The sequence below is a fragment of the Burkholderia sp. AU39826 genome (assembly GCF_020419965.1).
In the GTDB taxonomy this organism is placed as follows: Bacteria; Pseudomonadota; Gammaproteobacteria; order Burkholderiales; family Burkholderiaceae; genus Burkholderia; species Burkholderia semiarida.
This window is the reverse complement of sequence record NZ_JAIZQG010000027.1, coordinates 59,124-85,833: the sequence shown is the minus strand read 5'-3', so window position 1 is coordinate 85,833 and position 26,710 is coordinate 59,124. Positions and strand designations below refer to the sequence as shown.

Genomic DNA, 26,710 nt, shown 5'->3' with positions numbered 1-26,710 from the left:
TTGCCTGATGACCATAGCGAGTCGGTCCCACCCCTTCCCATCCCGAACAGGACCGTGAAACGACTCTACGCCGATGATAGTGCGGATTCCCGTGTGAAAGTAGGTAATCGTCAGGCTCCCTAAGCCAGAAACCCCCGCCCGACAAGGCGGGGGTTTTTGCATTTGAGCGGCGCGAAATGTGCGTGGAGCAGATAAGGCTCGATTTAATTAGAGCCAGACGGCATCACTCGCTTGCCAGGAATTCTTGTTGGCTGGCGATTAGCGAGGCGCCACATGCAGTCTTCATCCCGTCCAGCGCAACAGGGCGGCCTTCAATCGTGTACTGGCTGGAGCCCTGAACGATCGGGTAGGTACCTTGGCATTTCGGGCACAGGACCATATGGCCGATACCGGATGCCGGTCGGCCGTTCAAGTTCGAAAGGCCGAAGCCGTCGAGCACTGTGCCGCCGTGATCCGTTGTGTCGCCTTTGCGGATAATGGGTTTCATCGAAGAGTCTTGGCGAGTTGGACTATTTCGGCATTCTTACTAAGCTTACCGACTTCGGGCGGCGAGCTGCAAAGCGGGATCCCCACTGCACCACGTTGATTCAGATCGCCCAACTCGAACCCTCAAATTCGGCTCCGACCGAAAAACGCTGATCAAAATATCTCACGCAGCAGGCTGGCAGCATCTGACGCCAAGTCGGGATCTTGGTGCCGCCACTCGATTCGGCTCATCTCGTCTAGAAAATCAATGATGCAATTTCGCTGATCTTTTGCATACGTCTTCGAAATTTCATCGAGCCAGTCGCTCGCTCCACCCGTTGCCATTCGGTGCAATTTGTAGACAAGAGAATCGGGGATATTGTCCGCTTCGTCGTACTCATATGTTGCTATCTTCATGAACAACGGAAGAAAAAATGCAAACGCCTTCGGCTTCATAAAAGTGAGGCAAGCCGATTCGTCGCATTCGTAGTCTTCTCTTAATTCCTTGAGCGTTATTTCGAAGCGCTTCTTTCCTCGAAAAAAATCGTCGACAGCACATGACTCGATCCCCGATCTGTCTGTGATCGGCTCTCCATTCGGGAAGGGATCGTTTGGAAACATTGAGAAATTCAAGCTCATTTTAGTAATCCCTCGCACTTCGCAACATTCGCCCAGGCTTCGAGTGCTTCGTTACGGTGGTTGGCGTCTCCACCCGCGAAGCACTTTTTGTTGATCAGGTCTCGCGCCATCGCACATTCCCGGTTGTTTTCGCGCATCTGCAGAATGGTCGGCTGGTCCATGTTAGCTTTACACGCTCTGGGGCGCTTGCATGCACGGTTGACCTCATCCTGGAGCCTGCGATGTTCGCCCGGGGAGCAATTGCCCGGCGGTTGTATTGTGTCTGCGATCGGACTGACTTTGTTCCCGGCTTTGTCCGATGATGCGGAAGACGCCATCCAGACAAACACGCCAATCCCCGCCAATGTGCCAACTGCGGCACCAATTATCGTACCGATTCCTGGAAACACTGCCGTCCCTGCAGCCGCGCCCATTTCAGCGCCAGCGGGGATCGACAGCAGGCCGATCGGATCGATCGCCATGGAGGGGCGGCTGTCGGCATAGGCGTATTTATTGGGGCCTGCGAGCAAACCGAGAGGATCCTGATTGATGTATCTGCCGGCCTCTGGATCGTAATAGCGGTGACGGTTGTAGTACAACCCGGACTCTGCATCGTGATACTGACCCGGAAACCGAATCGGATTGTCGATTTTGGCGGCAATTTGTTGGCCACACCGCCCGTAACCGTCGAAGTCTGCAGCCCAGACGACTTCGCGCGCGTCGTCGACGAGTTCCTGTGGCGCGCCGAGATGATCGCTCAGATAGTGGTAGCACTTGCCATTCGTCAGTTGAGCCAGCGGTCCACGGTGATCAGGGTGCGGAACATAGGTAACGAGCGTGTCGCCTCGTGTGCTCATGCCGGCATGTACTTCCTGCAACATCCAATCGTTGTCCCAGACGAACAACGTCATGCGCGATGCCTGCCCGGCCGGCGTGTGAATTTTGGCGATCCGGCGTCCCAAGGCGTCGTAACGATATTCAGTACGGTCGCCATTGACGTGGTCGACACCAATCAGCTGATGAGCAGCATCATAACGATAGCGCGTGACATTCGATGGTAGAGCTGCCTCGCTCGGCTCGGAGGCATTGTGTCGTGGCAGAAGCCGCTCAAGAATACCCGACGCCGCTTTGACGACAGGTTTGTCTGATATGACCTGTGCCGTACGTGATGCCCGGTTCCCGTGACCGTCGTAAGTAAAGTGGAGCAGCGTTTGAGTGGATACCTCGGACGTGGCAAATTGGTGCAGTCGATCCCCGGCCGCGCCTTGTACACCTTCCACAAACGGAACACTCGGGGAGTTGCTCGCCATCAGTCTAGCGATCAAATTTCCTGTCGAGTCGTAGCGAAACGACTCATTTGTCACATTGAGAATGGTTTCCCCTCGTTCGCGTGCAACACCCAGCAGTTGCGAAAGAGGATCGTAGCTATAGTGCTTGGCACCTCGCCATGCATCGTGCAAATCGGTTAATTGTCCGGCTGCGTCGTAGCGCCACGCCCGCCACGGACGCGCGTCCGCTCGTGGTTGACCTTGCGAATCGAGATCCTGAAGCTGTTGCGACGCGAGTTGTCCGGAGTCGGTATATGCGAATAGCTGAGCGATTGAACCCTGTACATTCGTGACCGTGCGGTGTAGCGCATCGCGCTCGAAGCTCGCAAGCGGAGCACCGTCAAGCAGCACGCCGTGAATGTGGCCGCTTCCATACCGCTGCCATGTCAGGTTGCCAACTCCGGGTAGGTGCGTCTCGCTAAGATTTCCGACTGCATCAAGTCGATGTTGAAGGCGCCAAACACGACCGTGATGTGCTTGAACTTCGGCGGTACGTCGCCCGGCTGCATCGTACTCGTAGGTGATTTGCGATACGGCGCCAGCCTCTTGATGGTGGTAGGCCTGTTTAAGCAGGCCTCGCTCGTCATAACTGAAAGTACTCAGCGTGTTGTCGCTCAGTTGGCGACCGATCATCTGACCGAGATTGTCGTATATCAGCGTCGTGCGAAGTTGTCCGTCGTTTCCACAATCGATCTGCTCGATCAGTTCGCCGGCGACGTTGAATCGAAATTGTTGGCGCCGACCATCGAACCCGATTTGCTCGATGATGCGTCCGAGTTGGTCGTACGCAAAGGTGCCACGTTCGCCCTTGGGGTTCGTCAGTGCGATGAGCTTGCCGCGCACATCGTACTCGAATCGATATGAGCCGCCCATCGCGTCGATTATGCTGAGTGGCCGATCATAGGCATCCCATCCAACTCGCGTAACGCGACCGAGCGGATCGGTATAAGCGACCGGCCGACCAGCTTTATCGTACGCGGTGCGCCAGCACCCGAGTCCGGCAGGTTCGATTGCGGTCGTGTTGCCGGCAGCGTTGCCGAGAACCTTGGTCGTTTGCCCTAACGCATTCGTCGTGCTTGTTTGGCGCCCGAAGTCGTCGTATGCGTATTGAGTCTTGAACCCCGAGCAATCGGTACGCTCAACGAGTTGACCCGCATCGTTCCAGAGCATGTGCGTCACATTGCCGAGCTCGTCGGTTTGAGCAACGGGCAGCCCTTTTTCGTAGACCGTCGAGGTTGCATTTCCCAACGGATCGATTGCCTTGATTAGGTGCCCGCTGGCATCGTACTCACGCTGCCAAATTTGACCAGCCGGGTCAGTTATTCGAGTAGGTAAGTTGTGCTCGTTGTATTCGATTCGCGTGAGGTGGCCGGCTGCGTCGCGAATCGCGATGGGGTTTCCGTGTGGGTCACTGATGACTTGGGTCTTGCGACCCAAGGGGTCGACTCGACCTGACACATTGCCCGCTTCGTCAAATTCAATGTATTCAGTACTGCCATCCGGATGAGTGATCTGATCGACCGCCCATAGTCCGTTGTATCGGTAGGTTGTCGTTTGACCTGCCGCATCGGTGACACGAGTGATCTGCGCAGCAGGCAAATAGTCAAACCGGGCGTCCCGCGTAATATCGTGTTTTTCGCTGTTTCCAACGGTATAAGCATACGTTCGGACACAGCGTGCGGATGGCGTATCACCGTCCCATTCGGAGACAAACACTGCGCCGGCGGGCGTTTCATAGCTTGTGAGAAGATGGTTCGCGTAGCTGTACTGCCAGATCTGACCGCCGCGGTCCACCGCCTTACTTAGGTTACCTTTGTCGTCGTACTGATAAGCGGCCAACTTCCTTTTGGAATCGCCATGTTCATCTAGTAGATGTACTTCAATAATGCGCCCATGATCGTCATGTTTACACGCGACCACATGAACGTTATTGCGAACTTCTTGCAAGCTCCCCGTTGTTGTGTACGTGAAAGTAAGCGCCTGTCCATCACGAGTTTCGGAGCGCTGGAGCAGATGTCGATTCGGATCTACCGGATGTGGCTCATAGGTTTCGACAAGTCCATTCGGGAAGCGGACTGCGTACGTCGGCTGGTTTGCTCGATCCTCAAGTCGCGCAAGGGTGTATTTTTCGAGCGGATGAAAGTGTTCTTGTCCAGCCTCGAGAAACGGGAAGTGCAGTTGTCGACCGTCAAAATCGACATAGATCACCTTCCGGGTGCCGTCCGGTGACGTACGCACATGGACCTCCGTTGCGTATTGCAACTTCCACGCGACGCCAAAGCTACCACTTCGCTGGTCGGCGCTGCGATATCGCCGATTCCACTGGATCGGCACTCGCCCCGGCAAAGTGAAGTCGTCGTGCGTGAGAAGCTTTTGCCCTGTCGCAACATCAACAGGGTGCGCAGACTGGGTCTTCTTCGCGCATTCCGCGCAGTCTGCTTCGGTGACGGGAGCGAGACCTCGCGCACTTCCGCCGCTTTGCGTGACCGGGCCATCGAGGTAGATTCCCTTGCCCTTCAGGTGAATGCCTGCCGCGTCAATGGTGATCGTGCCACCCGGACCAATCAGCTGGGCTGTTGACGCGCCAGAAAGGCTTGCCTGACCTTGATCGGTGATCCGGATCTGATTGCTGTCCGAGCTCTGAACAGGGGCCGGAATTTGCGGACTGAAGTCCGGCGAAATATCGAGGGGCGTTTCCCGGTCCCGTTTAACTGCATCTCCAACTGCCTTACCACGCACCGTCACGGCGTACGTGTGGCCGACGTGCGAGGTCCAGTCTTGCACTACTCGGTCGACACGGCTTAGCCCGACAGTGGTAGCCATTTCCAGCGCGACATTGCGCAGATAGAGGCCGCCGACGTTGACGTTATATGCGAGCCCGACGTTGAGCATCTTGCCGAGCCCCACGCTTTGCACGGACGCGAGGCCGACTGTTTCGAACTTGACGCCGCCAGTGGAAAGCGTCCAGTTTCGGCCAATCTTCACGCTCTCATTGTTGCCGATCGACTTGTCGCGGTCGTTGCCTACCGAGTGCGATTCGTCGTTTTCGACTTCGATGCGCTGGTCCTTCTCGGCATGCAGCCAGACTTCTTCTTGACCCTTCCGATCTTCGAAACGCAGTGCATTCGCCGTGTCGGAACTTCCACCCTTGGTCGATCGCGTCAGAATCCCGCTTTGCGTTGCATTGGCTGGGAGTTGCCACGGCGGCATGTTCTGTGCGTTATAGACGGACGAGATGATCAGCGGGCGATCAGGGTTTCCGTCGCCGAATACGATGACCACTTCGTCGCCGATTCTGGGCAACTGGATCATCCCGAAGCCGCCGCTCGCCCACGGCTGAGAGACGCGAACCCAACACGAGCTCGCGTGATTTTTCTTGCCCAGCCGATCCCAATGAAACTGGACCTTCACCCGGCCGAGTTCATCCGTGTAGATTTCCTGTCCCTGAGGGCCGACGACAATCGCGGTCTGGATCCCATGAATGACAGGATGCGCAATTGTCCGCAGAGGTCGATACGGGATCTTCTTGCGGATGCATTTGAATTCGTTCGAGTAGGTCGCGACGCCGGGCTGTGCCTGGTAGTTGTTCGTTCCATGATGCCGGATCGACGTTAGCAGGAACTGACGGTCTTCCGGCTGCGAACGCTCGTGATCGTAGTGATCCTCGATCTGGATGTAGCGGTCAAGTGTAAGGCGCCGACAGTAGCTTTTGCCGACGAAAATCTTGCTATGTGCCGCCAGCGCTTCGGTACGGAACCGGGCGAGCTGTTCGCCGCGATCGCTATCCGGGAAGCCGTGTGCACCGAGGTAGTCATAGACCTCGTAGTTCTCAACGTCACCCTGATTGATGCCGGTGTCATCCTGGGCCTGCCGCCTTGCTCCCGGCGCTTTGTAGTCCACTGTCTTGAGCGTCGCACTTCCGGAGGTAAGTTGGCGGCGGGCCGCGAACAACGTGATGACCTGTTCGTCGTCGAGAATCTCGTCGGTCGAGTAGCGCAAAGCAGCGCTACGACCGGGGATGGGCTGCGCGTTGACAGACGTATCGCTAATGATCAACTTGTGGGCGTCTTTCGCATGCTCGAAGTAGAAGAACAGCCCTTCCTCCTGCATCAGCCGCAGTGCAAACGCCAGATCCGTTTCCTTGTATTGCGTGCAGTAGCTGCGATTCGCTGTCGGCTTTTGCAAGCGGAACTCGACGTCGCCGAACTTTCGATATCGATGGAGTACGGCCTCGAGGATTTCCTCGACCGTCTGCTCCTGGAAGATGCGAATGTCCTGGCGACGGTCCATGAAGGCGATCCAGGGGCGAGCGATGGCGACGTATGTTGCGAGACCGCCGTCGGTGCCAGTGTGCTCGAAATCCGTGACATAGCCCTGGAAATAACGTTCGTCCGAGCTGGCGGTTGCGTCTGTGAGCTGCAGGGTGATCGTGACAGGCTTACCGATCAGCTTCTTGAGCTCGATGTTGGGATCCTGCGATGCGAGCTTGAGATTGATCTCGAACAACTGGCCGAGCGCTTCTTCGCAGTCGAACTCGGTCAGTACGAGCTCGGACCGGCCGGCGAGCGGTGTCGCAATCGTGAACAGTCGATTGGCTTGAAGCGCGAGAAACTGCTTCGCGATCTCGGAAAGGGAGAACGAAGACATCAGCGGCCCTAGAATCTGGTTAATCGTTTGCGCAGATCGTACCGCAATGTTTCAGATAGGGGGAAGTATTGCCGGGGCAGCGTACTAATTCTGATTCGATATTGAGATTTATGTGATGGACTAACGCGTTCCCGCGATTCATGTGCGTTGTGGCGTGTGGATTAACTACAATCCGTTAAAAATGACTTAAATTGCTTGATGCCATAGTGTCAACATCTTACGTTTGTGATGGCCATGTTTGAGAAACATTGTTGATAACTGTTACGTTTGGCGATCCTATCGCGCTTGCGTGATTCACGCAGGCAGCGGTGGTTGCTGCGCTTGCGTCATCTCGACGGCTGTACGGCAGCGGGCCTGAGTTGCCGGCCCGCTGCAATTGCAGAACAATCGTCGCTTGTCACAGTTACTAACGGTTCGGAGTATCGGGCACCGAGCCAACTAACGGATGATGACTTGCGACGCCCCCTATCGGCAGTGCGCCGTTCACATCGGCGTGATGATGAGCCGCTTGTCTTCGACAGTGATCCGGACGCGTTCCCCTGCCTCGAATCCCGCATCCTCAAGCCATACTCCAGCCAATTTGATCCACGGGAAGTACGTCGTGTTCAGTTTCCGGTGCGCTCTGATGGCACGGAGAACCCTAGACAAGGAATGATGGCGCGCTGACTCTTGAACAGTGACGAAGCGTTCCGTTACGACGGGGCGTGACTTATGATTGGCGTTAGCCATTTCCGACTCCTTGGGTGAGTTGGTTGTGGTCAGCGGGTCGTATGGGTGGCAGCCCATGCGGCCCGCGCTTTTTGCGGTGACGCTGTTTGAGTCTACCCGAACAAGAGGGCTTTATGCGACCAGTGGCCGAACGGTATAGGGCCCGTCAGCTGTTTGGAGTTCCGCGTTGTCGAACGGTTAGGAGCGAACGCAGCCGTGGATGAAATCATTGGCCGATGATGGGGAGATTGCGTCGTCGTTGAAGCGAATATTCAATTAATTTGTGTGCGAGTGTCGGAACAAGCGTGCGCGGCTTGAAGAGCAGAAGGCGGCGGCAGTTGCACAACTATTCCAGACGAATCCGGACGCCCTGCGCAAGACCTTTGCAAGTACGCTGCCGACGCTTCATTCCATGCCTGTTCCGAGCTATCCCGACGCCATGCGGACGGGACATACTGGCATCTACGCATTTGCAACGTCATCCTGATCGCCGTGACCGATGGCCTCAAGGGCCCCCCGAAGTGTTAGCAATCATGGTTCGAGCCACCACGCTGCAGACCTGCATCGTTCACTTGATCCGCAATAGTCTTGATTACGCCAGTTGGAAATAACCGCTGCGGTTCGCCCGATCTACCTTACATCCAGTACAGAAGTGGCTCAGACAAATGTGGCGACGGCACATCCCGACGGTCAGTGCAGCGGGGCGCAACGCCTGGGATCGCGAGATTCCGTTCTCCGCGTTTTCGCGGGCGCTGCGCAACAGTACTGCCGATTGGAGGCGGGCCGTTGACGCTCGGAAAGCCGCCTGCGATACCAACGGCATTCTGTCACTCAGAGGTCGGTGAGTTCTCCGGACGGTATTTAATTCCCTCGTGGTGATGATCTTGCATGCGATCCTTATGTCGCACGACCTGTCGATCAAGTTTGTCAATTAACAGGTCGATAGCAGCGTATAGATCATCATTGACACTCTCGACAAAAATATCGCGACCCTTGACGTGAAGACTGATTTCGGCCCTTCGATTAATTTGCTTATGGTTATCAACTGACAGTAATACGGTGGCATCGATAACTTGCTCGAAATGCCGTAAAACTCTTTCAAGCTTTGTGGTCACGTATTCGCGTAGTGCTGGCGTAACGTCGAGATGATGTCCGCTTATCTTGAGGTTCATAAACGCTCCACAAGGCTGAGAGTCCAGGCGGCGTCCGAACGTTCGAGCGCCGCTGGCGTATGGTCGTCTCCGAGTCACTATGTCTTCGCGCGACTGTGGGACACGATACACCTAGACACGGTAGTTGTGGGCAGTAGCTTGCGAGCGATCGACCATGATTGATCGGCCTTGGTCCATTGAGGTTTTTTAGGTACCATGTCGCGACTATATGCACCTATATGTAAACGATGAAAGCAGAACGGGATCAACTGTCCACCGCCGAGGTCGCCCGACAGGCCGGAATTCACAAGGACACGCTTCTCCGCTGGCTTCGCTCTGGTGTGGTCCCCGAACCTGGCCGAGATCGGCACGGATGGCGGCTGTTCACTCGTGAGCAAGCGCGGTCCGTTACCGCACTTGCGCAATCAACGCTGAGTGGTCCGCAGGCGGCCGACGCCAAGACGTCCTCTACGTACATCGAGCGATTGAAGGCCATCGACTGGGATTTCACCGGAGCAAAAACCGGATACCTAACCCACGGAATCCATCCGTATCCGGCCAAATTCATTCCGCAGATCCCGAATGCGCTGATTCAAGAGCTCTCTAGCGTCGGAGACACTGTCGCAGACATTTTTTGCGGAAGCGGAACCACTCTTGTCGAAGCGCTCACACTTAAGCGGCACGCGGTCGGAATTGACGCCAATCCGCTGGCTTGCCTTATGAGTCGAGCCAAGACAACCGCGATATCAGAGAGTGACGCTCTTGCACTGAGGCAATTGGCTACGGATTTGCGCGCTGTAGGTGACGCACTCGCACTTGGTGGTGATGGTCAGTTATTCCCGACCGAAAAGTTTGTGTCATCGGCATGGAGACCGAAAGGCGAAACGCTTTCGTTCTGGTTTGAGCCGTTTGTGGTGGAAGAACTCGCTGAGTGTTTGGCTCGGTGTCGTTGCTTGTTGACCGAGTCTGCCCGAATGCTTGCACTGACCTCGTTTTCCTCCATCGTCGTGGCAGTGTCAAAGCAAGACTCAGATACGCGGTACGTTCGGCGAGAAAAAGGCTTGAGTGCGGGTGAGGTGTTTAGAAAATTTGCGCGTGCGCTTGACGTGTCGGTCCGAGCGGCATCCGAGTATTCCGATCTTGTCGAGCCGCGCTTTCGTTGCGCAGTAGTCGAGTCCACTTTATTGGATGCCCCTCAAATTCCACCGATCGATTTGATGGTCTGCTCACCGCCGTACCCGAACGCATTTAGCTATCACCTTTACCACATGACGCGAATGCTTTGGCTAGGCATGGATCAGCCTCGATTCAAGAAAGAGGAAATCGGCAGCCACCGAAAATACAGTAGCAATGGTAAAAATGCAGCCACCGCAGATACATTCAGGCGTGAGTTTGAAGGAATCATGATGTGGCTTCGCGATAAATTGAAAAAGAATGGATATGCTTGTTTTGTGGTCGGTGACTCTACACTAAAAGGTGAGAGAATTGATAACGCAGAAATAATTTCTCAAGCCGGAAAAGTTGCCGGATTCTCGGAAGTCGCGCGAATTCATAGAACTTTGCAATCGACAAAAAAATCTTTCAATCCGTCGATCGGGAAAATCAAGACAGAAAAGATTTTGATTCTGGAAAATTGCGGAGGCGCGTCGTGAATCGATTGCAATGCAAAATTAAAGATTACATTCAGCCGTTTGAGCGAGAGCTTGCCTTGCAAGAGTTGCGGGTGTTGTCAAACGCGGAGCCGACATACCTAGATGGGGTCGGGGGGGATGGTGCGAGTTTTGTAGTAACCACTGCCGAAACGAAAGAATCATTGGCAGGGCGACTCGCGTATTGGGAATCCGTTTCTCACGAGCAAGATTCGGTTATCACGCTACAGTCATTGCGCGAAGCGACTGTAAATGTTGTTCGAAATGGCATTGATCTTACCGCGCTTGAAAAAGCACTCCCTTTTGGCGAATTTGTGCCTCTTCCGAATCGTCGCTGCCTTCGATACGGAACACATGGCATCCACGAATATCGAGGGAAATTTTTCCCGCAATTGGTTCGCTCGTTAATAAATATTTCGAACACACCCGCGGGCGGAATCGTCGCCGATCCGATGAGCGGAAGTGGAACGACGGCCGTCGAAGCGTCTCTCGCAGGATGTCGAGCTCTCGGACTTGATATGAATCCTTTGTCGGTTTTCTTGAGCAGGACAAAGTGTGAACTCCTTTCTGCAGATCCTGCCTCGCTGCGAGCCGCATATCAGAATGTGCGTGATAGTCTGCTCCAACCGGAGGTTCGTGCAACTAAGACATTAGACTATTTCCGATCATTGCCTTTGGAAGACCAGCGATATCTCGAGGAATGGTTTGCTCAAGATGTTTTAATGGGCCTTGATGATATAGCTTGTCGAATATCCGATGTGAAATATAAACCGGCTCGCGATCTGATGTGGGTGTCTTTGAGTAATATCCTACGCTCGGTGTCTTGGCAAAAGGACGCTGATCTACGGGTTCGCAAGGAAATTCGCCTTGATGTGGAAATTGATCCGAAACGCGCGTTTCTTGAGGAGCTTGGTCGCTCGGTTCGCGCAGTACTCGCATTTCTTTATCAACGCACGCGGACGGAAAATTTATATCAATTTAGCCTCGGTGAGGGCGACGCTCGCGAGTGCGACAAGGCATGGGAAATTTATAAGGGGAAGGTCGATACGGTAATTACCTCTCCGCCCTATGCGACTGCCCTTCCGTATCTCGACACTGATCGACTCAGCCTCTGTTACTTGGGGCTTCTACCAAGGCCAGAGCATCGAACGCGAGATCAGAAAATGATCGGGAATCGTGAAATCACTGAGCGCCTTAAACGCCAGCAGTGGTCACAATTTTTAGAGAATGGTGCGCTTTTGCCTCCAGATGTTCGTGCATTGATTAATAATATCGAAATGCTGAACGAGGGTACTAGTGCAGGCTTTCGTCGAAAGAATCTTCCGGCCCTGCTCGCAAAATATTTTTTCGATATGCGCGAGGTGCTCGAGGGGGTGCGGCAGTTGCTTAAACCCGGCGGAGTCGCGTTCGTTGTGGTGGGAAATAATCACACGATTGCGGGCGGTCAGCGAGTCGATATATGCACCGCGAAACTCTTGTCACAAATTGCCGAAACGTTAGAATTTGAAATTTCTCCGTCACTTTCCATGGAAATGCTTGTTTCGCGAGATATATTCAAAAACAATGCGATGGAATCTGAGGAAATTCTAGCGTTCCGGCGCCCGTTATGCTAAATATAGGTCCATCGCTTCAATGAATTCCGCACGGGATTAACGCACATCGCCAAATATTCGGCGTGGCGGGACGTCCCTTGTGGAATTACGTCGACATAGTAGTCATATGCGGGGTCTGAGCTTATCTCCATGTACAGAATATCACCGACGTTGCCAGCGCTTCGTAGGTCCTCACTGCGTATCCGAACATCCTTCTTATCCGAGTTGTACCAAATTGTGGCGGTAACGACTTCTCCGCCAATGCGAATACGAACGCCAACACGATCCATTTTTCCGCGACCGTGTGCGTCGCGGTTACCGGCGTAGCTTTCGTCTTCGACAAATAGATTCGGCCATCCCCAAAACTCAGGATCCCAATCTCGGCAGACCAGCGGAATGAATACCTCTGCGGATCGTCGTTGTGTACCCGGCCGCGTCTGCCCGACGCCGACGTCTGTGTTCTGAAGCGTCATTAAAAATGCGCGCTGACGCAGTCCTGCGGGCTCCCCGACGATTTCTTGTGTCAGTGTGCCCACCGCAGCATCGGTCGCGCCGGAAGCGTGCGAGATGCGCCGTGCATTCTCATTCTGGTGGCTTGCTGGCTCAGGTTGTGCCACGGCGACTACGGGTGCACGAGGGACTGCGATACTTGCGAAGAGCGATTCCTCATTCCGATTCACTCCCGGCCCCGTGCCCCGCTCGTCTCCGCCTCGAGCGTATGCCTCATTGGGTGTCCATCCTTCTTGCGCCAAGCGTCCCAACAACGCATGGTCAAGCAAGTAGCAATTGCCGGCGACCGGCGTGCTCCATCCGTCTAGGGCGGCCTCAACTTCACTGAGCAGTGCCGCATGTTCTGGCTCTGCGATAGAAAGGTCGATAGCTACACCTGCCTCGTAGTTCGTATATAGACCTCCTTCGGTCAGATTGCCGGACCCAATTAGAAGCCGCGCGGCAACATCATTCTTGAAGAGGAATACCTTTGGATGAAACGTCGAACTGTTAGCATTTTTGAATACGTAGAGTTCGCCGGTTTCCCCAATAGCGGTAAGTAGGTCTTCCAGCCCCTCTCGCGATGTACCGCCAGCGTCAATTCCAGCCGAGAATTTCACCCGTCCTCCACGTTGGACGAAGGCTGCAAGCGGCACGCACACGTGCTTGGTACCGGAACGTTTTACGAACGCAACTGCTGCCCGAAACTCGGACCATTGCGCGTCGGCGAATGATTGCGCCAATACATCACCCAACCGACTAGCCCCGTGCGGTTGAAGTGTAAGGTTAAAAGTCATCTCTGCCCCGTTTTTGTCAGGTTTATAGAGGATTAAGATACCAACCGGAGATTGTTATTACTCAGTTTGTAGAACAGCCCTCAGATTGTAGAACAAAAAAACGGGCCCCATCTCTGGAGCCCGTATCGGTTTGGTACGTCGGCAGGGCTGGAACCCTCCGCCTATGACGCAAATCAACCCACAAGGCTTTTCGCCCTGAGGAGTCGCGCGACAACTCTGCGGAATGCCAGTCAGCGATTCAAAACACTCTCAAACACACAATCGCTTGCCGGCAACAGCCATATCCTTGCAACGCAACGGCGCGACAGCCCAACGCAACTGTGTACATTCGAGTCCAACTAATTCCGTATCCCTGTACATGGGCACGATCTCAAACGTCAATATTCCCCGCCCGCAACGCATTCGACTCGATAAACGCCCGCCGCGGCTCGACGTCATCCCCCATGAGGGTAGTAAAGATCCCATCCGCGGCAATAGCATCCTCAATCTGCACACGCAGCAGACGCCGCACTGCCGGATCCATCGTCGTTTCCCACAGCTGCTCGGGGTTCATCTCGCCGAGCCCCTTATAGCGTTGCTTCGAGACGTTGCGTTCAGCATCCGCCAGCAGCCACTTCATCGCGCTCTTGAAGTCCGCCACGGCCATGCTGCGCTCACCGCGCTTGATAACCGCCCCTTCCCCAATAAGCCCCTTGAACGTATTCGCGGTGGTCACGAGCTGCTGATAATCCGCCGTGTGCTGGAATTCCTGGTCGATGACCGAAACCCGCACGTTGCCGTGATGCGTCCGCTCGACATGCAGCGCCCGCTGTTCGCGAACCGGGTCATACGAAGGCACCACACGCACTTCGTTCTTCAGCGCTTCATCATGCAACGCAGCGTGCAGCGCCTTAGCCGAAGCCTCAGTCGAAGCCTCATTGGAAAGATCGATCACCACCCCGTCCATGACCGCTTCCAGCGCAGCCGGGTCATACAACCGGCTCAACCGCTCGATCACGCTCTGCGACAGCAAATACGACCGTGCCAGCTCCCCAAGCGCATCACCCGAAATCGCCGCCGCATTCTCACCCGGCACCAGCTCCGACCCTTGCAGCGCCAACCGCAGCATATGCGCGTTGAGCTCCACGTCGTCCTTCAGATACCGTTCGTCCTTGCCCGCCTTGATCTTGTAAAGCGGCGGCTGCGCGATATACACGTACCCGCGCTCGATCATGTCCGGCATCTGGCGATAGAGGAACGTGAGCAGCAGCGTCCGGATGTGCGCACCGTCGACGTCCGCGTCGGTCATGATGATGATGCGGTGATAGCGGAGCTTCTCGAGGTTGTAATCGTCCTTGCCGATCCCGCACCCAAGTGCGGTCACGAGCGTGACGATCTGTTCCGACGACAGCAGCTTGTCGTAGCGGGCCTTCTCGACGTTCAGCACCTTGCCGCGCAGCGGCAGGATCGCCTGGAACTTGCGATCACGCCCTTGCTTCGCCGACCCACCTGCCGAGTCACCCTCGACGATGTAGATTTCGCACTTCGCCGGGTCTTTCTCCTGGCAGTCCGCGAGCTTGCCCGGCAGGCCGACGCCATCGAGCACGCCCTTGCGGCGCGTCATCTCACGCGCCTTCCGAGCAGCATCACGCGCCCGAGCAGCCTCAACGATCTTCCCGCAAATGATCTTCGCGTCGATCGGCGTTTCCAAAAGGAATTCTTCCAGCGCCTTCGCCACAACTTCCTCAACCGGCGCACGAACCTCGGAAGAAACCAGCTTGTCCTTCGTCTGCGAACTGAACTTCGGCTCCGGCACCTTCACGGACAGCACGCACGACAACCCTTCGCGCATGTCGTCGCCGGTCGTTTCGACCTTTGCCTTCTTCGCGATTTCGTTGTCGGTGATGTACTTGTTGATGACGCGCGTCATCGCGGCCCGCAGGCCGGTCAGGTGCGTGCCGCCGTCGCGCTGCGGAATGTTGTTCGTGAAGCACAGCACGTTTTCGTTGTAGCTGTCGTTCCACTGCATCGCGACTTCGACGCCCACGCCGTCCTTCTCGCCGTTGGCGAAGAACACGGTCGGGTGCAGGTTGGTCTTCGTCTTGTTGATGTACTCGACGAAGCCCTTCACACCGCCGGCGAACGCGAAATCGTCTTCCTTGCCCGAACGAAGATCGGTAAGACGAATCCGCACGCCGTTGTTCAGGAACGAAAGCTCGCGCATCCGCTTCGCGAGGATGTCGTAGTGATACTCGACCGTGCCGAAAATCGTCGGATCGGCCATGAAATGCACTTCGGTGCCGCGGTTCTCGGTGTCGCCGGTCACGAGCATCGGCGACACTTCCACGCCGTCCACCACCTCGATCACGCGATCCTGCGCGACGCCGCGGTGGAACTCCATGAAACGCTTCTTGCCGTCGCGGCGCACGGTGAGGCGCAGCCAGCTCGACAGCGCGTTCACGCACGACACGCCCACGCCGTGCAGGCCGCCGGACACCTTGTAGCTGTTCTGGTCGAACTTGCCGCCGGCGTGCAGCTCGGTCATCACGATCTCGGCGGCGCTGCGCTTCGGCTCGTGCTTGTCGTTCATCTTCACGTCGGTCGGAATCCCGCGGCCGTTGTCGACCACGGAAATCGAGTTGTCGGCGTGAATCGTCACGTGGATGTCGTTGCAGTATCCGGCCAGCGCTTCGTCGATCGAGTTGTCGAGCACCTCGAACACGAGGTGGTGCAGACCGGTGCCGTCCGACGTGTCGCCGATGTACATCCCGGGGCGCTTGCGCACCGCTTCCAGACCTTCGAGGATCTGGATCGACGAGGCGCCGTAGCTGCTGTTATCGGGTTGCGAATTGTGCTGTTCACTCATGGATATCTTCCGGTTCTGCGGGGCCACTCTCGTGGCGGCGCGGTGCGTTTCAGCGAGAGAAATCGCCGGGCCGCTCCAGTTTCCTGGCCCGCCCCAGGCGCCGAAAGGGCACCAAAAGGGCGGGTTGTCGGTTCGCCATAAAAACGCCAAAGGGGCTTGCCGCCCCCTGGTGTGTGTCGCGATGTCGAGCGCGTCAGATGCGCATCGGCATCACGACATACTTGAACTCGTCGTTCTCGGGCACGGTGATCAGCGCGCTCGAGCTGGCGTCGCCGAGGCTCACCTGCACGGTGTCGACCTTCAGGTTCGCGAGCACGTCGAGCAGATACGTGACGTTGAAGCCGATGTCGACGGTATCGCCCTGGTAGGCGATTTCGAGTTCTTCCTGCGCCTCTTCCTGATCGGCGTTGGTCGACATGATCTTCAGCTGGCCCGGCGCGATGATGCAGCGCACGCCCTTGAACTTGTCCGAGGTCAGGATGGCCGCGCGCTGCAGCGAACGCTGCAGTTCTTCACGGCCGATCTCGAACGTGTTCTTGTGCGCCTTCGGGATCACGCGCTGGAAGTCGGGGAACTTGCCCTCGACGAGTTTCGACACCAACTCGACCTGGCCGAACGTGAACTTGGCCTGGGTTTGCGCGATGTCGATGGTGACGGTGTCGTCGATGTCTTCGAGCAGGCGCTGCAGCTCGAGAATCGTCTTGCGCGGCACGATGACTTCCTGGCGGCCGAACGTGCCGCCTTCGAGCTTCATCGACGAGAACGCGAGGCGGTGGCCGTCGGTGGCCACGGCCATCAGCTGGTCGCCGTCGACGACGAGCAGCATGCCGTTCAGGTAGTAGCGGATGTCCTGCTGCGCCATCGCGAAGTGCACCATGCCGAGCAACTGGCGGAACGACTTCTGCGGAACGGTGAGCGTGGCGCCGAAATCCTTGGCCTGCGCGACGGTCGGGAACTCGTCGGCCGCCAGCGTCTGCAGTGCGAAACGGCTCTTGCCCGACTGAACGGTGAGGCGCTTGTCGGCGAGCGACAGCGTGACCTGGCCGTCAGGCATCGCGCGCAGGATGTCGAGCAGCTTGCGCGCCGCGACGGTGGTCGCGACCTGGTCGCCGCCGACGCCGAAATCGGCGCGCGTGGTGATCTGCAGCTCCAGGTCGGTCGACAGGAATGAAACGTCCGGGCCGTTCTTGGTGATCAGCAGGTTGGCGAGGATCGGCAACGTATGGCGGCGTTCGACGATGCCGCTGACCGTTTGCAGCGGCCTGAGGAGGGTGTCTCGTTCGGTCTTGACCAGTTGCATAGAGTTCCTTCGTTGAGTAACGGCCTGCAGCGCAGCAGCCACGCAGCGCCCCGCCGGCCGGGCTCTTGGCCCGCCACCACCGGGGCGGTCAAACCAGTATTGTGCCTCAAAACCGAACCGCCCCCCTTAAATTGGGGCGGAGGCCGAATTATCAAGCGCGGTGCGCGCGCTCAGCCCTTCAGCGTCTGTTCCAGCACGTGCAGCTCGTGGTTGAGCTGCGCGTCCTTGCTGCGCTCGTCGGCGATCTTGCGCACCGCGTGCAGCACGGTGGTGTGATCGCGCCCGCCGAACAGCTCGCCGATTTCCGGCAGGCTCTTCTGCGTGAGTTCCTTCGCCAGGTACATCGCAATCTGCCGCGGCCGCGCGATGTTCGCGGGGCGCTTCTTCGAGTACATATCCGCGACCTTGATGTTGTAGAAGTCGGCGACGGTCTTCTGGATGTTCTCGACCGAAATCTGCCGGTTCTGCACGGTCAGCAGGTCCTTCAGCGCTTCCTTGGTCAGCTCGATCGAGATCTCGCGGCCGTGGAACTTCGAATACGCGAGGATCTTGCGCAGCGCGCCTTCGAGCTCGCGCACGTTCGAGCGCAGGTGCTTCGCGACGAAGAACGCGACGTCTTCCGACAGGTTCACGCCTTCCGACTGCGCCTTGCGCATCAGGATCGCGACGCGCATCTCCAGCTCCGGCGGCTCGATCGCGACGGTGAGGCCCGAGTCGAAGCGCGAGATCAGGCGATCGTCGATGCCCGAGATTTCCTTCGGATAGGTATCGCTGGTGATGATCACCTGCGCCTTGTTCGCGACGAGCGCCTCGAACGCGTAGAAGAATTCCTCTTGCGTGCGCGACTTGCCGGAGAAGAACTGGATATCGTCGATCAGCAGCAGGTCGAGCGAATGGTAGTAGCGCTTGAAGTCGTCGAACGCCTTGCGCTGGTACGCCTTCACCACGTCCGACACGTATTGCTCGGCGTGGATGTAGCGGATCCGCGCGCCGGCCTTGTCGAGCAGCAGCTGGTTGCCGATCGCGTGGATCAGGTGGGTCTTGCCGAGGCCGACGCCGCCGTACAGGAACAGCGGGTTGTACGAGATGCCCGGGTTGTCCGCGACCTGGATCGCGGCGGCGCGCGCGAGCTGGTTCGCCTTGCCGGTCACGAAGTTGTCGAACGTGAGCACCGGGTTCAGCTTCGAACGTTCGTACATCGAATCGGCTTCGCCGCCGTTCGCGGGTGCGGCGCCCGGGCCTGGACGCCACGTGCGGCGGCCGGCCGCCGCTTCGTGTGCGGGCAGGCTCGGCAAGTCGATGTCGGCGTCGTCGGCGTTCAGGTGGTGTGCTGCGGCCGCCGACGGCGTCATCGGCACGTCGGCCGGCGCGCTGGGCGCGGCGGCGGCATTCGCGGTCAGGTTGGCGGCGATCGCGGCGACCGTCGCGGCGGGGCCGCTCGGCGCCAGCGGCGCACGCGGCGCGGCCGGTGCGGCCGGTGCGGCGCCTGCCGCGGCGCTGCGCATGCCGGCCTTCGGATCGAGGACGAACTGGACTTCGATCGGCGTGTTCCAGAATTCACGGGCCAGATCGCTGATCCGGCCCGAAAACTGGCTCTTGACCCAGTCCAGCTTGAAGCGGTTCGGCGCGGCGATGGACAGCGTGTTCGCCGACGCATCGAAGGCCACCGGGGCCAAGGGTTTGATCCACGTCACGTACTGCTGGGGCGTGAGCTCGCGCTCCAGCAGTGCGGAACAGTGTTGCCAGAAATCGTTCATCAAGTAACTGTCGTTTTTTGCGTGCACGGCGCGGCTCGCCGGCGCCCTTGTCGCGGTTGCGCAACAAGGCCCGAAGCGGTCGTGCGAGCGTGCCTCGGACGCCTGCGTCACAGTCTTGGAGGGGCAGGCGCGAGCCGAAGCGGCGTGCGGGATTCTTGGAGATAAGGCGAGATTCTAACGCCAAACGCGGCCACAGCGGGACTTATCCACAGGCTGTGTTTGTGGGTCGCGGGGCCGGATCGGAGCGGCCCGGCACAGGCGAGCGACTCCTAAAGTATTGACCGTCAACGGAAAAACGGTTTAAATAGCGGGTTCCGCGAAAACCAATCCTGTATTCCCGGCGATTGCGTTCGCCCGAATGCCTCCGGTTAAGGGCACGCGGTCCCCTGAATTTCGACATTCTCGAACAAGTGAGAACATCATGAAACGTACTTACCAACCGTCCGTGACGCGCCGCAAGCGCACCCATGGCTTCCGTGTCCGCATGAAGACGGCAGGTGGCCGCAAGGTCATCAACGCTCGCCGCGCGAAGGGCCGCAAGCGCCTCGCCATCTAAGGCAGGTTGCGCGCTGTGTCCGCCGTCCGCAGTCCTGCGGAAGGTGCCGTCGAGCCGGGTGCGAATCCGTCGCAGACGAAAGCCGCCTTCCCGAAAGCTGCGCGACTTCTGAAAACGGATGAATTTTCATCCGTTTTTCGTTTGCGCCCCTGGCGGCGCTCCGCGCACTTCGTGATTTACGGCAAGCCGACCGGTCAGCCCGCCCGTCTGGGGCTCGTCATCGGCAAGAAGTATGCGCCGCGAGCGGTTACCCGTAACCTCGTGAAGCGGCTGGCGCGCGATGCGTTTCGCCTGCGCCGCGCCGAATTCGCCGGTTACGACCTGCTGCTGCGGCAGCACACGCGCTTCGACAAGAAAGCGCTGCCGAGCGCGGCTTCCGCCCCGCTCGCGGCGATGTGCGCGGCCGAGATCCGCGAGCTGCTCGACAGGGCAGCCCGGGAAATCGCGCGCCGCGCGTCGAAGCCCGCGTCCGAGTGACGCATCCGTGCCCGGTGCGGCGTTCGCGCCCGCCCGGCCGGTTTTGACGCGGCGTCGTACGGCGCCGCCCAAGGTATGGAAACGGTATTGATCGCCTTGCTGCGCTTCTACAAGGTTGCCGTGAGCCCGATGCTCGGCAACCGTTGCCGTTTTTATCCTTCCTGTTCGGATTACGCGCGCGAGGCAATCCAGTATCATGGCGCCGCGCGCGGCACGTATCTCGCCGTCAGGCGCGTGTGCCGATGCCATCCGTTTTCCGCGGGCGGCATCGACCTCGTCCCGCCGCCCAACTCCGACACTCGCGCTCGCGGCGAAGCCGACGCGCGGTCCCATCGACTCTGAGACAACGCATGGATATCAAACGCACCGTCCTATGGGTGATCTTCTTCATGTCAGCTGTCATGCTGTACGACAACTGGCAGCGGGACCATGGACGCCCGTCGATGTTCTTCCCGAGCGCCACGCAGACGGCCCCGGCCGCCGCCGGCGGCGCATCGGGCACGGGCGCGACGACGACCGCAGGTGACGTGCCTGCCGCCGCGGCCGGCGCCGCACCGTCGACGACGGCTCCGGCCGCGCAGGCGCAGCTGGTGAAGTTCTCGACCGACGTGTACGACGGCGAAATCGACACGCGCGGCGGCACGCTCGCGAAGCTGACGCTGAAGAAGCAGGGCGACGGCAAGCAGCCCGACCTGTACATCACGCTGTTCGACCACACGGCCGGCCACACGTACCTCGCGCGCACGGGCCTGCTCGGCGGCGACTTCCCGAACCACAACGACGTCTATACGCAGCTGAACCCCGGCTCGACGTCGCTGACGGGCGACCAGAACACGCTGAAGCTGTCGTTCGAATCGCCGGTGAAGGGCGGCGTGAAGGTGATCAAGACCTACACGTTCACGCGCGGCAGCTACGTGATCGGCGTCGACACCAAGATCGACAACGTCGGCACGGCGCCCGTCACGCCGACGGTCTACATGGAACTGGTGCGCGACAACACGGCCGTCGAAACGCCGATGTTCTCCCACACGTTCCTCGGGCCGGCGGTGTACACGGACGCGAAGCACTTCCAGAAGATCGACTTCAGCGACCTCGACAAGAACAAGGCGAACTTCGAGAAGTCCGCCGACAACGGCTGGGTCGCGATGGTGCAGCACTACTTCGCGTCGGCCTGGATTCCGCAGCAGGGCGCGAAGCGCGACATCTACGCTGAGAAGATCGATCCGACGCTGTACCGCGTCGGCGTGAAGCAGCCGGTCGCCGCGATCGCGCCGGGCCAGTCGGCCGACGTGCAGGCGCGCCTGTTCGCCGGTCCGGAAGAAGAGCGCATGCTCGAAGGCATCGCGCCGGGCCTGGAGCTCGTGAAGGATTACGGCTGGGTGACGATCATCGCGAAGCCGCTGTTCTGGCTGCTCGAGAAGATCCACGGCTATGTCGGCAACTGGGGCTGGGCGATCGTGCTGCTGACGGTACTGATCAAGGCCGTGTTCTTCCCGCTGTCGGCGGCGAGCTACAAGTCGATGGCGCGCATGAAGGAAATCACGCCGCGCATGCAGGCGCTGCGCGAACGCTTCAAGAGCGATCCGCAGAAGATGAACGCCGCGCTGATGGAGCTGTACAAGACCGAGAAGGTCAATCCGTTCGGCGGCTGCCTGCCGGTCGTGATCCAGATCCCGGTGTTCATCTCGCTGTACTGGGTGCTGCTCGCGTCGGTCGAAATGCGCGGCGCGCCGTGGATTCTGTGGATTCACGACCTGTCGCAGCGCGATCCGTTCTTCATCCTGCCGGTGCTGATGGCCGTGTCGATGTTCGTGCAGACGAGCCTGAACCCGACGCCGCCGGACCCGGTCCAGGCGAAGATGATGAAGTTCATGCCGATCGCGTTCTCGGTGATGTTCTTCTTCTTCCCGGCCGGCCTCGTGCTGTACTACGTCGTGAACAACGTGCTGTCGATCGCGCAGCAGTACTACATCACGCGCAAGCTCGGCGGCGTGAAGAAGAAGCCGGCCTGACGCCAGTCGTACTCGCGGGCGGTCCGCCGCTCGCGATGCATGCAAAAAAGCCGCATGGTTCATGACCGTGCGGCTTTTTGCTTTTACTGGTCCGATCCCGGCTCAGCCCTTCTTCGTTTCGCCCACGTCGCCGTAGAACTGCTCGACCAACTCCTGCACGAGGTAGCGATGATGCGGCGACAACGCTTCGATCTTTGACGCGAGTTCGATCGTCTCGGGCGTCGGCGGGTAGTGCTCGTCGCGCGGCAGCGGTTGCGGCGTCGCGTGTTCGATCACGCTTGGCGACGGGCCGTAATGCAGCCAGTGGACTTCGACGCGCAACCAGTCGGCGAGCGTCGCGAGTTTGTCCGGCGTCGGAATCGTGCGGCCCGTCAGCCATTTGTGCGCGGTTTGCGGCGAAACGGGCTGGGCTCCGCGATGGCGCAGATTGAATCGGTTCGCCAGTTCCGTCGCGCCGGTGACCTTCTCCGGGCTGCGCCGCAGGGCGAACTTCAGGCGTTCCGAGAACGCGGCTTTTTCTTCGGGTGTCGGCATGGGAGAGATTGTGCAATTCGGCCGACGTTTCTAAGACAACCATATAGGATAAACGTATCCTGTTCGGACGAATCCCGGCCTCGTACGGGCACATTGGCGGAATTGAGGGGCAAATCGTCCGCCCCCGCCAGCAGGCATACTTGTCCGAAACGAAGAGTATGCCAGCACGGGGTACTGATACTCGACTTATCCCCGTCGGGATAAATTCGGGCGAGTCCGAATTCGGCGTCGCGTCCGGTGGCGCGGGTGCCGACACGCTACAATGCCGGCGTTCCGATGCGCGAACTGTTGCGCCGGCGCACCGGCTACTCGCCGATTTCCCAGACTCCCCAGATTCGTCCGATTCCCATGCTCGCTACCGATTCCGATCCGATCGTCGCCATCGCCACCGCCGCCGGCCGGGGCGGCATCGGCGTTGTCCGCGTGTCGTTCGGGCGCGGCGGCGAGGCGGCCGCACTGCCGCTGATCGACGCGTTGTGCGGGCAGAAGCTCGCGCCGCGTCATGCGAGCTACGTGCCGTTTCTCGACGCGCATGGTGCGCCGCTCGACCGCGGGATCGCGCTGTATTTCCCGGCGCCGCATTCGTACACGGGCGAATACGTACTCGAGCTGCAGGGGCACGGCGGGCCGATCGTGATGCAGTTGCTGCTGCAGCGCTGCCTGGACGCGGGGCGCGGCTTCGGGCTGCGGCTCGCGGAGCCGGGCGAGTTCACGCGGCGCGCGTTCCTGAACGACAAGCTCGATCTCGCGCAGGCGGAGGCCGTCGCCGACCTGATCGAGGCGAGCACCGAGGCGGCCGCGCGCTCGGCCGGGCGTTCGCTCGACGGCGCGTTCTCGCGGCAGATCCACGCGCTCGTCGACGACGTGATCACGCTGCGGATGCTGGTCGAGGCGACGCTCGATTTTCCGGAGGAGGAAATCGACTTCCTCGAAGCGGCCGACGCGCGCGGCAAGCTCGCGAAGATCCGCGCGCAGCTCGCGCACGTGCTCGGCGATGCGCGGCAGGGCGCGCTGTTGCGCGAAGGGCTGTCGGTCGTGCTCGCGGGGCAGCCGAACGTCGGCAAGTCGTCGCTGCTGAATGCGCTGGCGGGTGCGGAGCTGGCGATCGTCACGCCGATCGCCGGCACGACGCGCGACAAGGTGGCGCAGACGATCCAGGTCGAAGGGATTCCGCTGCACATCATCGATACGGCCGGATTGCGCGAGACGGAGGACGAAGTCGAGCGGATCGGCATTGCGCGCACGTGGAGCGAGATCGAGCGCGCGGACGTCGTGCTGCATCTGCTCGATTCGCGCACGGGGATGACGCCGGACGACGAAACGATCGCGGCGCGGTTTCCGGCCGGCGTGCCGGTGGTGCGCGTGCTGAACAAGACGGATCTGACCGGCGTGCCGGCGTGCGTCGAGCATCCGGCGGCGGAAGGCGATCTGACCGAGGTGCATCTGTCGGCGAAGCGCGGCGACGGGATCGACATGCTGCGCGCGGAACTGCTGCGGATCGCCGGGTGGCAGGCGGGGGCCGAGGGCGTGTATCTCGCGCGCGAGCGGCATCTGATCGCGCTGCGGGCCGCGCAGGAACATCTCGCGCAGGCGGCCGATCATGCGGAGCAGCGCGCGCAGTCGCTCGATCTGTTTGCCGAAGAGCTTCGGCTCGCGCAGGAGCAGCTCAATGCGATTACCGGGGAGTTCACGTCGGATGATCTGCTGGGGGTGATTTTCAGCAGGTTTTGTATTGGGAAGTGACGCTCGCGCATTTGAAGTTCGAGAGTCCTTCGTGGCGCGTCATGCGTCTTTAAACGAGAAACGCGCTCATGATCGCTTCCCCGTTTGCATTGCTCGGCCTGTCATGAAATCCGCTGGCCGGTAAATATCACAACGTCGAATCCGCGCGTCAAAACAAATAGACGGCGCGCACTGGATCCGGATTTGGCACACGCCGTGAGCCTGGGCATCGTATGGCGCATACGGCGATCTCAACGATGTCGATCACGCCGGCTGGATCGCACGCAGGCCCGGATCGCTATGTCCGGACCTTCGCCCGCATCAATCCCAATGACGATGATGGTGATAATACCCACCCCCACCGTAATACCCGCCACCGTCAGGCACCACGATACAGCCGCTCAACAACACGGCGACGCCGGCAATCAGCAAAAGGGCCTTCTTCATCGCGTTCACCTGCTCGGATTCAATATGAAACCCAGCATAGCGAGCGGCTCCGGCCGAGGCTGTAAGCGATCGTATCCCCGCGCCGCAATCCGTAACGGCGGATTATTCCGGTCAAAATGACCGTAACAATTCGCCAAACAGCAGACGTTTCAGGCGACGACGACCCGGTTTCGCCCCGTATCCTTCGCCCGATACAGCGCGGCATCGGCGGCCTCGATCAACGCGTCGGGCGTCGACAGGTCGTCGGCCGACACGGTCGCGCAGCCGATGCTGACGCTCACGCGCCCGGCCGGCGAATCGGGCATCGCGAGGTCGAGCCGCAATACGGCTTCGCGCGCTTCGTCGGCCACCACCCGCGCACCGTGCGCGCCGGTATTCGGCAGCACGATCGCGAACTCCTCGCCGCCGTAGCGCGCGACGATGTCGGTGGGCCGCCGCACCGCGCCGACCAGTGCATTCGCGACGGCGATCAGGCACGCATCGCCCTTCACGTGGCCGAACGCATCGTTGTACGCCTTGAAGTGGTCGACGTCGACCATCAGCAGCGACAGCGGTTCGCCCTGCCGCCGCGCCTGCAGGAACAGCGTGTGGAAATGGTCGTTGAAGTGGCTGCGGTTGAACGCACCCGTGAGCCCGTCGCGCGCGGACGAGCGAATCAGCGTCGCGTGCGCTTCGAACAGTTGCTGATACAGCATCGTCACTTCCCATGCGAGCACGCACACGAGCACGCCCGGCGTGAACATGCTGAACACGCGCGCGACATACCAGCCGAGCGTGAAGCGATGGGTGGACAGCAGGTTCAGCGTCGTATCGGTGAGGCACGCGAGCACCGCGATCGCGAGCCACAGGTCGAGCGTCGTGCGCAGCCGGCCGGTGACCAGCACGGCCACGAGCGCGAGCACGTTGAGGATCCACACGACGAGCGCGGTGCCATTGACTGGCAGCACGGCCGCGTCGCGAGGCGGATGGAACGCGGGCGGCAGCGACACGTTCAGCGCGAGCACGCACAGGAGCGCCGCCGCGACGGCCGGGCCGCCGACGAGCGCGAGCGTCCAGCGGCGTGTTTCTTTCGCACCGACCGGCGCGCGCGTCAGCCGCTCGCGCGCGACCAGCGCGGCCATCACGAAGCACGGAAAGCCGGCATGCCAGAAGACCCACATCCATGCGGCGCTTTGCGGGCGCGCGCCGAGCAGGCCGTGCGGCGCGAACACGCCGGGAAAGGTCAGCAACTGCAGCGCGACGGCGAGCGCGGTGAACGCATAGGCGCCGCCGAGCGCACCGAGCACGGGCTGGCGCGTCACGGTGAACTGCGCGCCGAGGAAGAACGCCGCGATGCTCGCGGTCGTGAACACGGTGAGCGCGCACATCGGCATGAACGGCTCGACGGCCGGCAGCGCGACGTTCGCGTGCGGCACGGCGATCCCGAGCGTGAGCAGGATGACGAGCGCCGTCAGCGCGCCGAACCACAGCTGACGTTGCGTCGTGTGCTGGATCAGGATGCCTTCCATGGAGTCCCCCGGACACGCGTGCGAAACGCCCGATCTTGCGCCGGGCGGCGCGCTCCCCGATCGCGGCGCGACCGGTGCGGCCCGATCCTATCGCGTTATTGGCATCCG

19 protein-coding genes, 1 rRNA gene and 1 pseudogene are annotated in these 26,710 nt (G+C 59.6%); 9 read left to right on the top strand and 12 right to left on the bottom strand.

Annotated elements, in window-relative coordinates; translation table 11 throughout:
* Nucleotides 1–3 precede the first annotated feature (3 nt).
* Nucleotides 4–116 (top strand): 5S ribosomal RNA (rrf, locus tag LGM42_RS29820).
* Between the two features lie 107 nt (nucleotides 117–223).
* Here rrf and LGM42_RS29815 read toward each other — a convergent pair.
* From LGM42_RS29815 to LGM42_RS29800, 4 genes are all read right to left on the bottom strand, one after another.
* Entirely contained in the window at nucleotides 224–487 is a 264-nt protein-coding gene (locus LGM42_RS29815; RefSeq protein ID WP_226234135.1) for a PAAR domain-containing protein, read from the bottom strand.
* A gap of 152 nt (nucleotides 488–639) precedes the next feature.
* Nucleotides 640–1,104 carry a DUF6714 family protein gene (locus tag LGM42_RS29810; protein WP_226234134.1) on the bottom strand — a complete coding sequence of 155 codons (465 nt, stop codon included), beginning with the start codon at nucleotides 1,102–1,104 and terminating at the stop codon, nucleotides 640–642.
* Nucleotides 1,101–7,058 carry a type VI secretion system tip protein TssI/VgrG gene (tssI, locus tag LGM42_RS29805; protein WP_226234133.1) on the bottom strand — a complete coding sequence of 1,986 codons (5,958 nt, stop codon included), beginning with the start codon at nucleotides 7,056–7,058 and terminating at the stop codon, nucleotides 1,101–1,103. Before tssI ends, LGM42_RS29810 begins: the two co-directional genes overlap by 4 nt.
* A gap of 483 nt (nucleotides 7,059–7,541) precedes the next feature.
* Nucleotides 7,542–7,787, bottom strand: a complete 246-nt coding sequence (locus tag LGM42_RS29800; RefSeq protein WP_077189471.1) for a SymE family type I addiction module toxin — start codon at nucleotides 7,785–7,787, stop codon at nucleotides 7,542–7,544.
* Nucleotides 7,788–8,246: 459 nt separating this feature from the next.
* Between LGM42_RS29800 and LGM42_RS29795 the strand changes: the two are divergent.
* Nucleotides 8,247–8,524 (top strand): annotated as a pseudogene (locus LGM42_RS29795) (transposase); the annotation flags it as partial.
* Between the two features lie 69 nt (nucleotides 8,525–8,593).
* On the opposite strand, the gene hpf reads toward LGM42_RS29795, so the two are convergent.
* On the bottom strand, nucleotides 8,594–8,938 hold the full coding sequence (gene hpf, locus LGM42_RS29790) for a ribosome hibernation-promoting factor, HPF/YfiA family (protein ID WP_226234132.1): 345 nt from the start codon (nucleotides 8,936–8,938) through the stop codon (nucleotides 8,594–8,596).
* A 227-nt stretch (nucleotides 8,939–9,165) separates the two neighbouring features.
* On the opposite strand from hpf, the gene LGM42_RS29785 reads away from it, so the two are divergent.
* Nucleotides 9,166–10,569, top strand: a complete 1,404-nt coding sequence (locus LGM42_RS29785; RefSeq protein WP_226234131.1) for a DNA methyltransferase — start codon at nucleotides 9,166–9,168, stop codon at nucleotides 10,567–10,569.
* Nucleotides 10,566–12,179 carry a DNA methyltransferase gene (locus tag LGM42_RS29780; RefSeq protein ID WP_226234130.1) on the top strand — a complete coding sequence of 538 codons (1,614 nt, stop codon included), beginning with the start codon at nucleotides 10,566–10,568 and terminating at the stop codon, nucleotides 12,177–12,179. The genes LGM42_RS29785 and LGM42_RS29780 overlap by 4 nt, the downstream gene beginning before the upstream one ends.
* Here the strand turns inward: LGM42_RS29780 and LGM42_RS29775 are convergent.
* From LGM42_RS29775 to dnaA, 4 genes are all read right to left on the bottom strand, one after another.
* Entirely contained in the window at nucleotides 12,176–13,444 is a 1,269-nt protein-coding gene (locus tag LGM42_RS29775) for a phospholipase D family protein (RefSeq protein WP_226234129.1), read from the bottom strand. The genes LGM42_RS29780 and LGM42_RS29775 overlap by 4 nt on opposite strands.
* Nucleotides 13,445–13,814: 370 nt before the next feature.
* Nucleotides 13,815–16,289 (bottom strand): DNA topoisomerase (ATP-hydrolyzing) subunit B, encoded by a 2,475-nt coding sequence (gyrB, locus tag LGM42_RS29770; protein WP_226234128.1) that lies wholly within the window; start codon nucleotides 16,287–16,289, stop codon nucleotides 13,815–13,817.
* Nucleotides 16,290–16,482: 193 nt separating this feature from the next.
* Nucleotides 16,483–17,589 (bottom strand): DNA polymerase III subunit beta, encoded by a 1,107-nt coding sequence (dnaN, locus tag LGM42_RS29765; protein WP_006756934.1) that lies wholly within the window; start codon nucleotides 17,587–17,589, stop codon nucleotides 16,483–16,485.
* A 170-nt stretch (nucleotides 17,590–17,759) separates the two neighbouring features.
* Entirely contained in the window at nucleotides 17,760–19,346 is a 1,587-nt protein-coding gene (gene dnaA / locus LGM42_RS29760) for a chromosomal replication initiator protein DnaA (RefSeq protein WP_226234127.1), read from the bottom strand.
* A 421-nt stretch (nucleotides 19,347–19,767) separates the two neighbouring features.
* Here dnaA and rpmH point away from each other — a divergent pair, with 421 nt between their 5' ends.
* From rpmH to yidC, 4 genes are all read left to right on the top strand, one after another.
* The gene (gene rpmH / locus LGM42_RS29755; protein WP_004198824.1) at nucleotides 19,768–19,902 is read left to right on the top strand and encodes a 50S ribosomal protein L34; all 135 of its coding nucleotides are present in this window, start codon (nucleotides 19,768–19,770) and stop codon (nucleotides 19,900–19,902) included.
* 15 nt (nucleotides 19,903–19,917) lie between these two features.
* Nucleotides 19,918–20,379, top strand: coding sequence for a ribonuclease P protein component (rnpA, locus tag LGM42_RS29750; protein ID WP_034208729.1), 462 nt, complete (start codon nucleotides 19,918–19,920; stop codon nucleotides 20,377–20,379).
* Between the two features lie 75 nt (nucleotides 20,380–20,454).
* Nucleotides 20,455–20,721, top strand: coding sequence for a membrane protein insertion efficiency factor YidD (yidD, locus tag LGM42_RS29745; protein ID WP_006750110.1), 267 nt, complete (start codon nucleotides 20,455–20,457; stop codon nucleotides 20,719–20,721).
* An 8-nt stretch (nucleotides 20,722–20,729) separates the two neighbouring features.
* Complete coding sequence (gene yidC, locus LGM42_RS29740) at nucleotides 20,730–22,391, top strand: membrane protein insertase YidC (RefSeq protein WP_059573579.1); 1,662 nt, start codon at nucleotides 20,730–20,732, stop codon at nucleotides 22,389–22,391.
* A gap of 102 nt (nucleotides 22,392–22,493) precedes the next feature.
* Here yidC and LGM42_RS29735 read toward each other — a convergent pair whose 3' ends face one another.
* Nucleotides 22,494–22,925: a helix-turn-helix domain-containing protein gene (locus LGM42_RS29735; protein WP_059573580.1), complete on the bottom strand. Its 432-nt coding sequence runs from the start codon at nucleotides 22,923–22,925 to the stop codon at nucleotides 22,494–22,496.
* A 348-nt stretch (nucleotides 22,926–23,273) separates the two neighbouring features.
* Here LGM42_RS29735 and mnmE point away from each other — a divergent pair, with 348 nt between their 5' ends.
* Nucleotides 23,274–24,668 (top strand): tRNA uridine-5-carboxymethylaminomethyl(34) synthesis GTPase MnmE, encoded by a 1,395-nt coding sequence (mnmE, locus tag LGM42_RS29730; protein WP_059646140.1) that lies wholly within the window; start codon nucleotides 23,274–23,276, stop codon nucleotides 24,666–24,668.
* 300 nt (nucleotides 24,669–24,968) lie between these two features.
* Here the strand turns inward: mnmE and LGM42_RS33125 are convergent, their stop codons facing one another.
* Together LGM42_RS33125 and LGM42_RS29725 are read right to left on the bottom strand one after the other, a co-directional pair.
* Nucleotides 24,969–25,094 (bottom strand): hypothetical protein, encoded by a 126-nt coding sequence (locus tag LGM42_RS33125; RefSeq protein ID WP_256097665.1) that lies wholly within the window; start codon nucleotides 25,092–25,094, stop codon nucleotides 24,969–24,971.
* A 149-nt stretch (nucleotides 25,095–25,243) separates the two neighbouring features.
* Nucleotides 25,244–26,602 carry a GGDEF domain-containing protein gene (locus LGM42_RS29725; RefSeq protein WP_089465249.1) on the bottom strand — a complete coding sequence of 453 codons (1,359 nt, stop codon included), beginning with the start codon at nucleotides 26,600–26,602 and terminating at the stop codon, nucleotides 25,244–25,246.
* Between the last annotated feature and the right edge of the window lie 108 nt (nucleotides 26,603–26,710).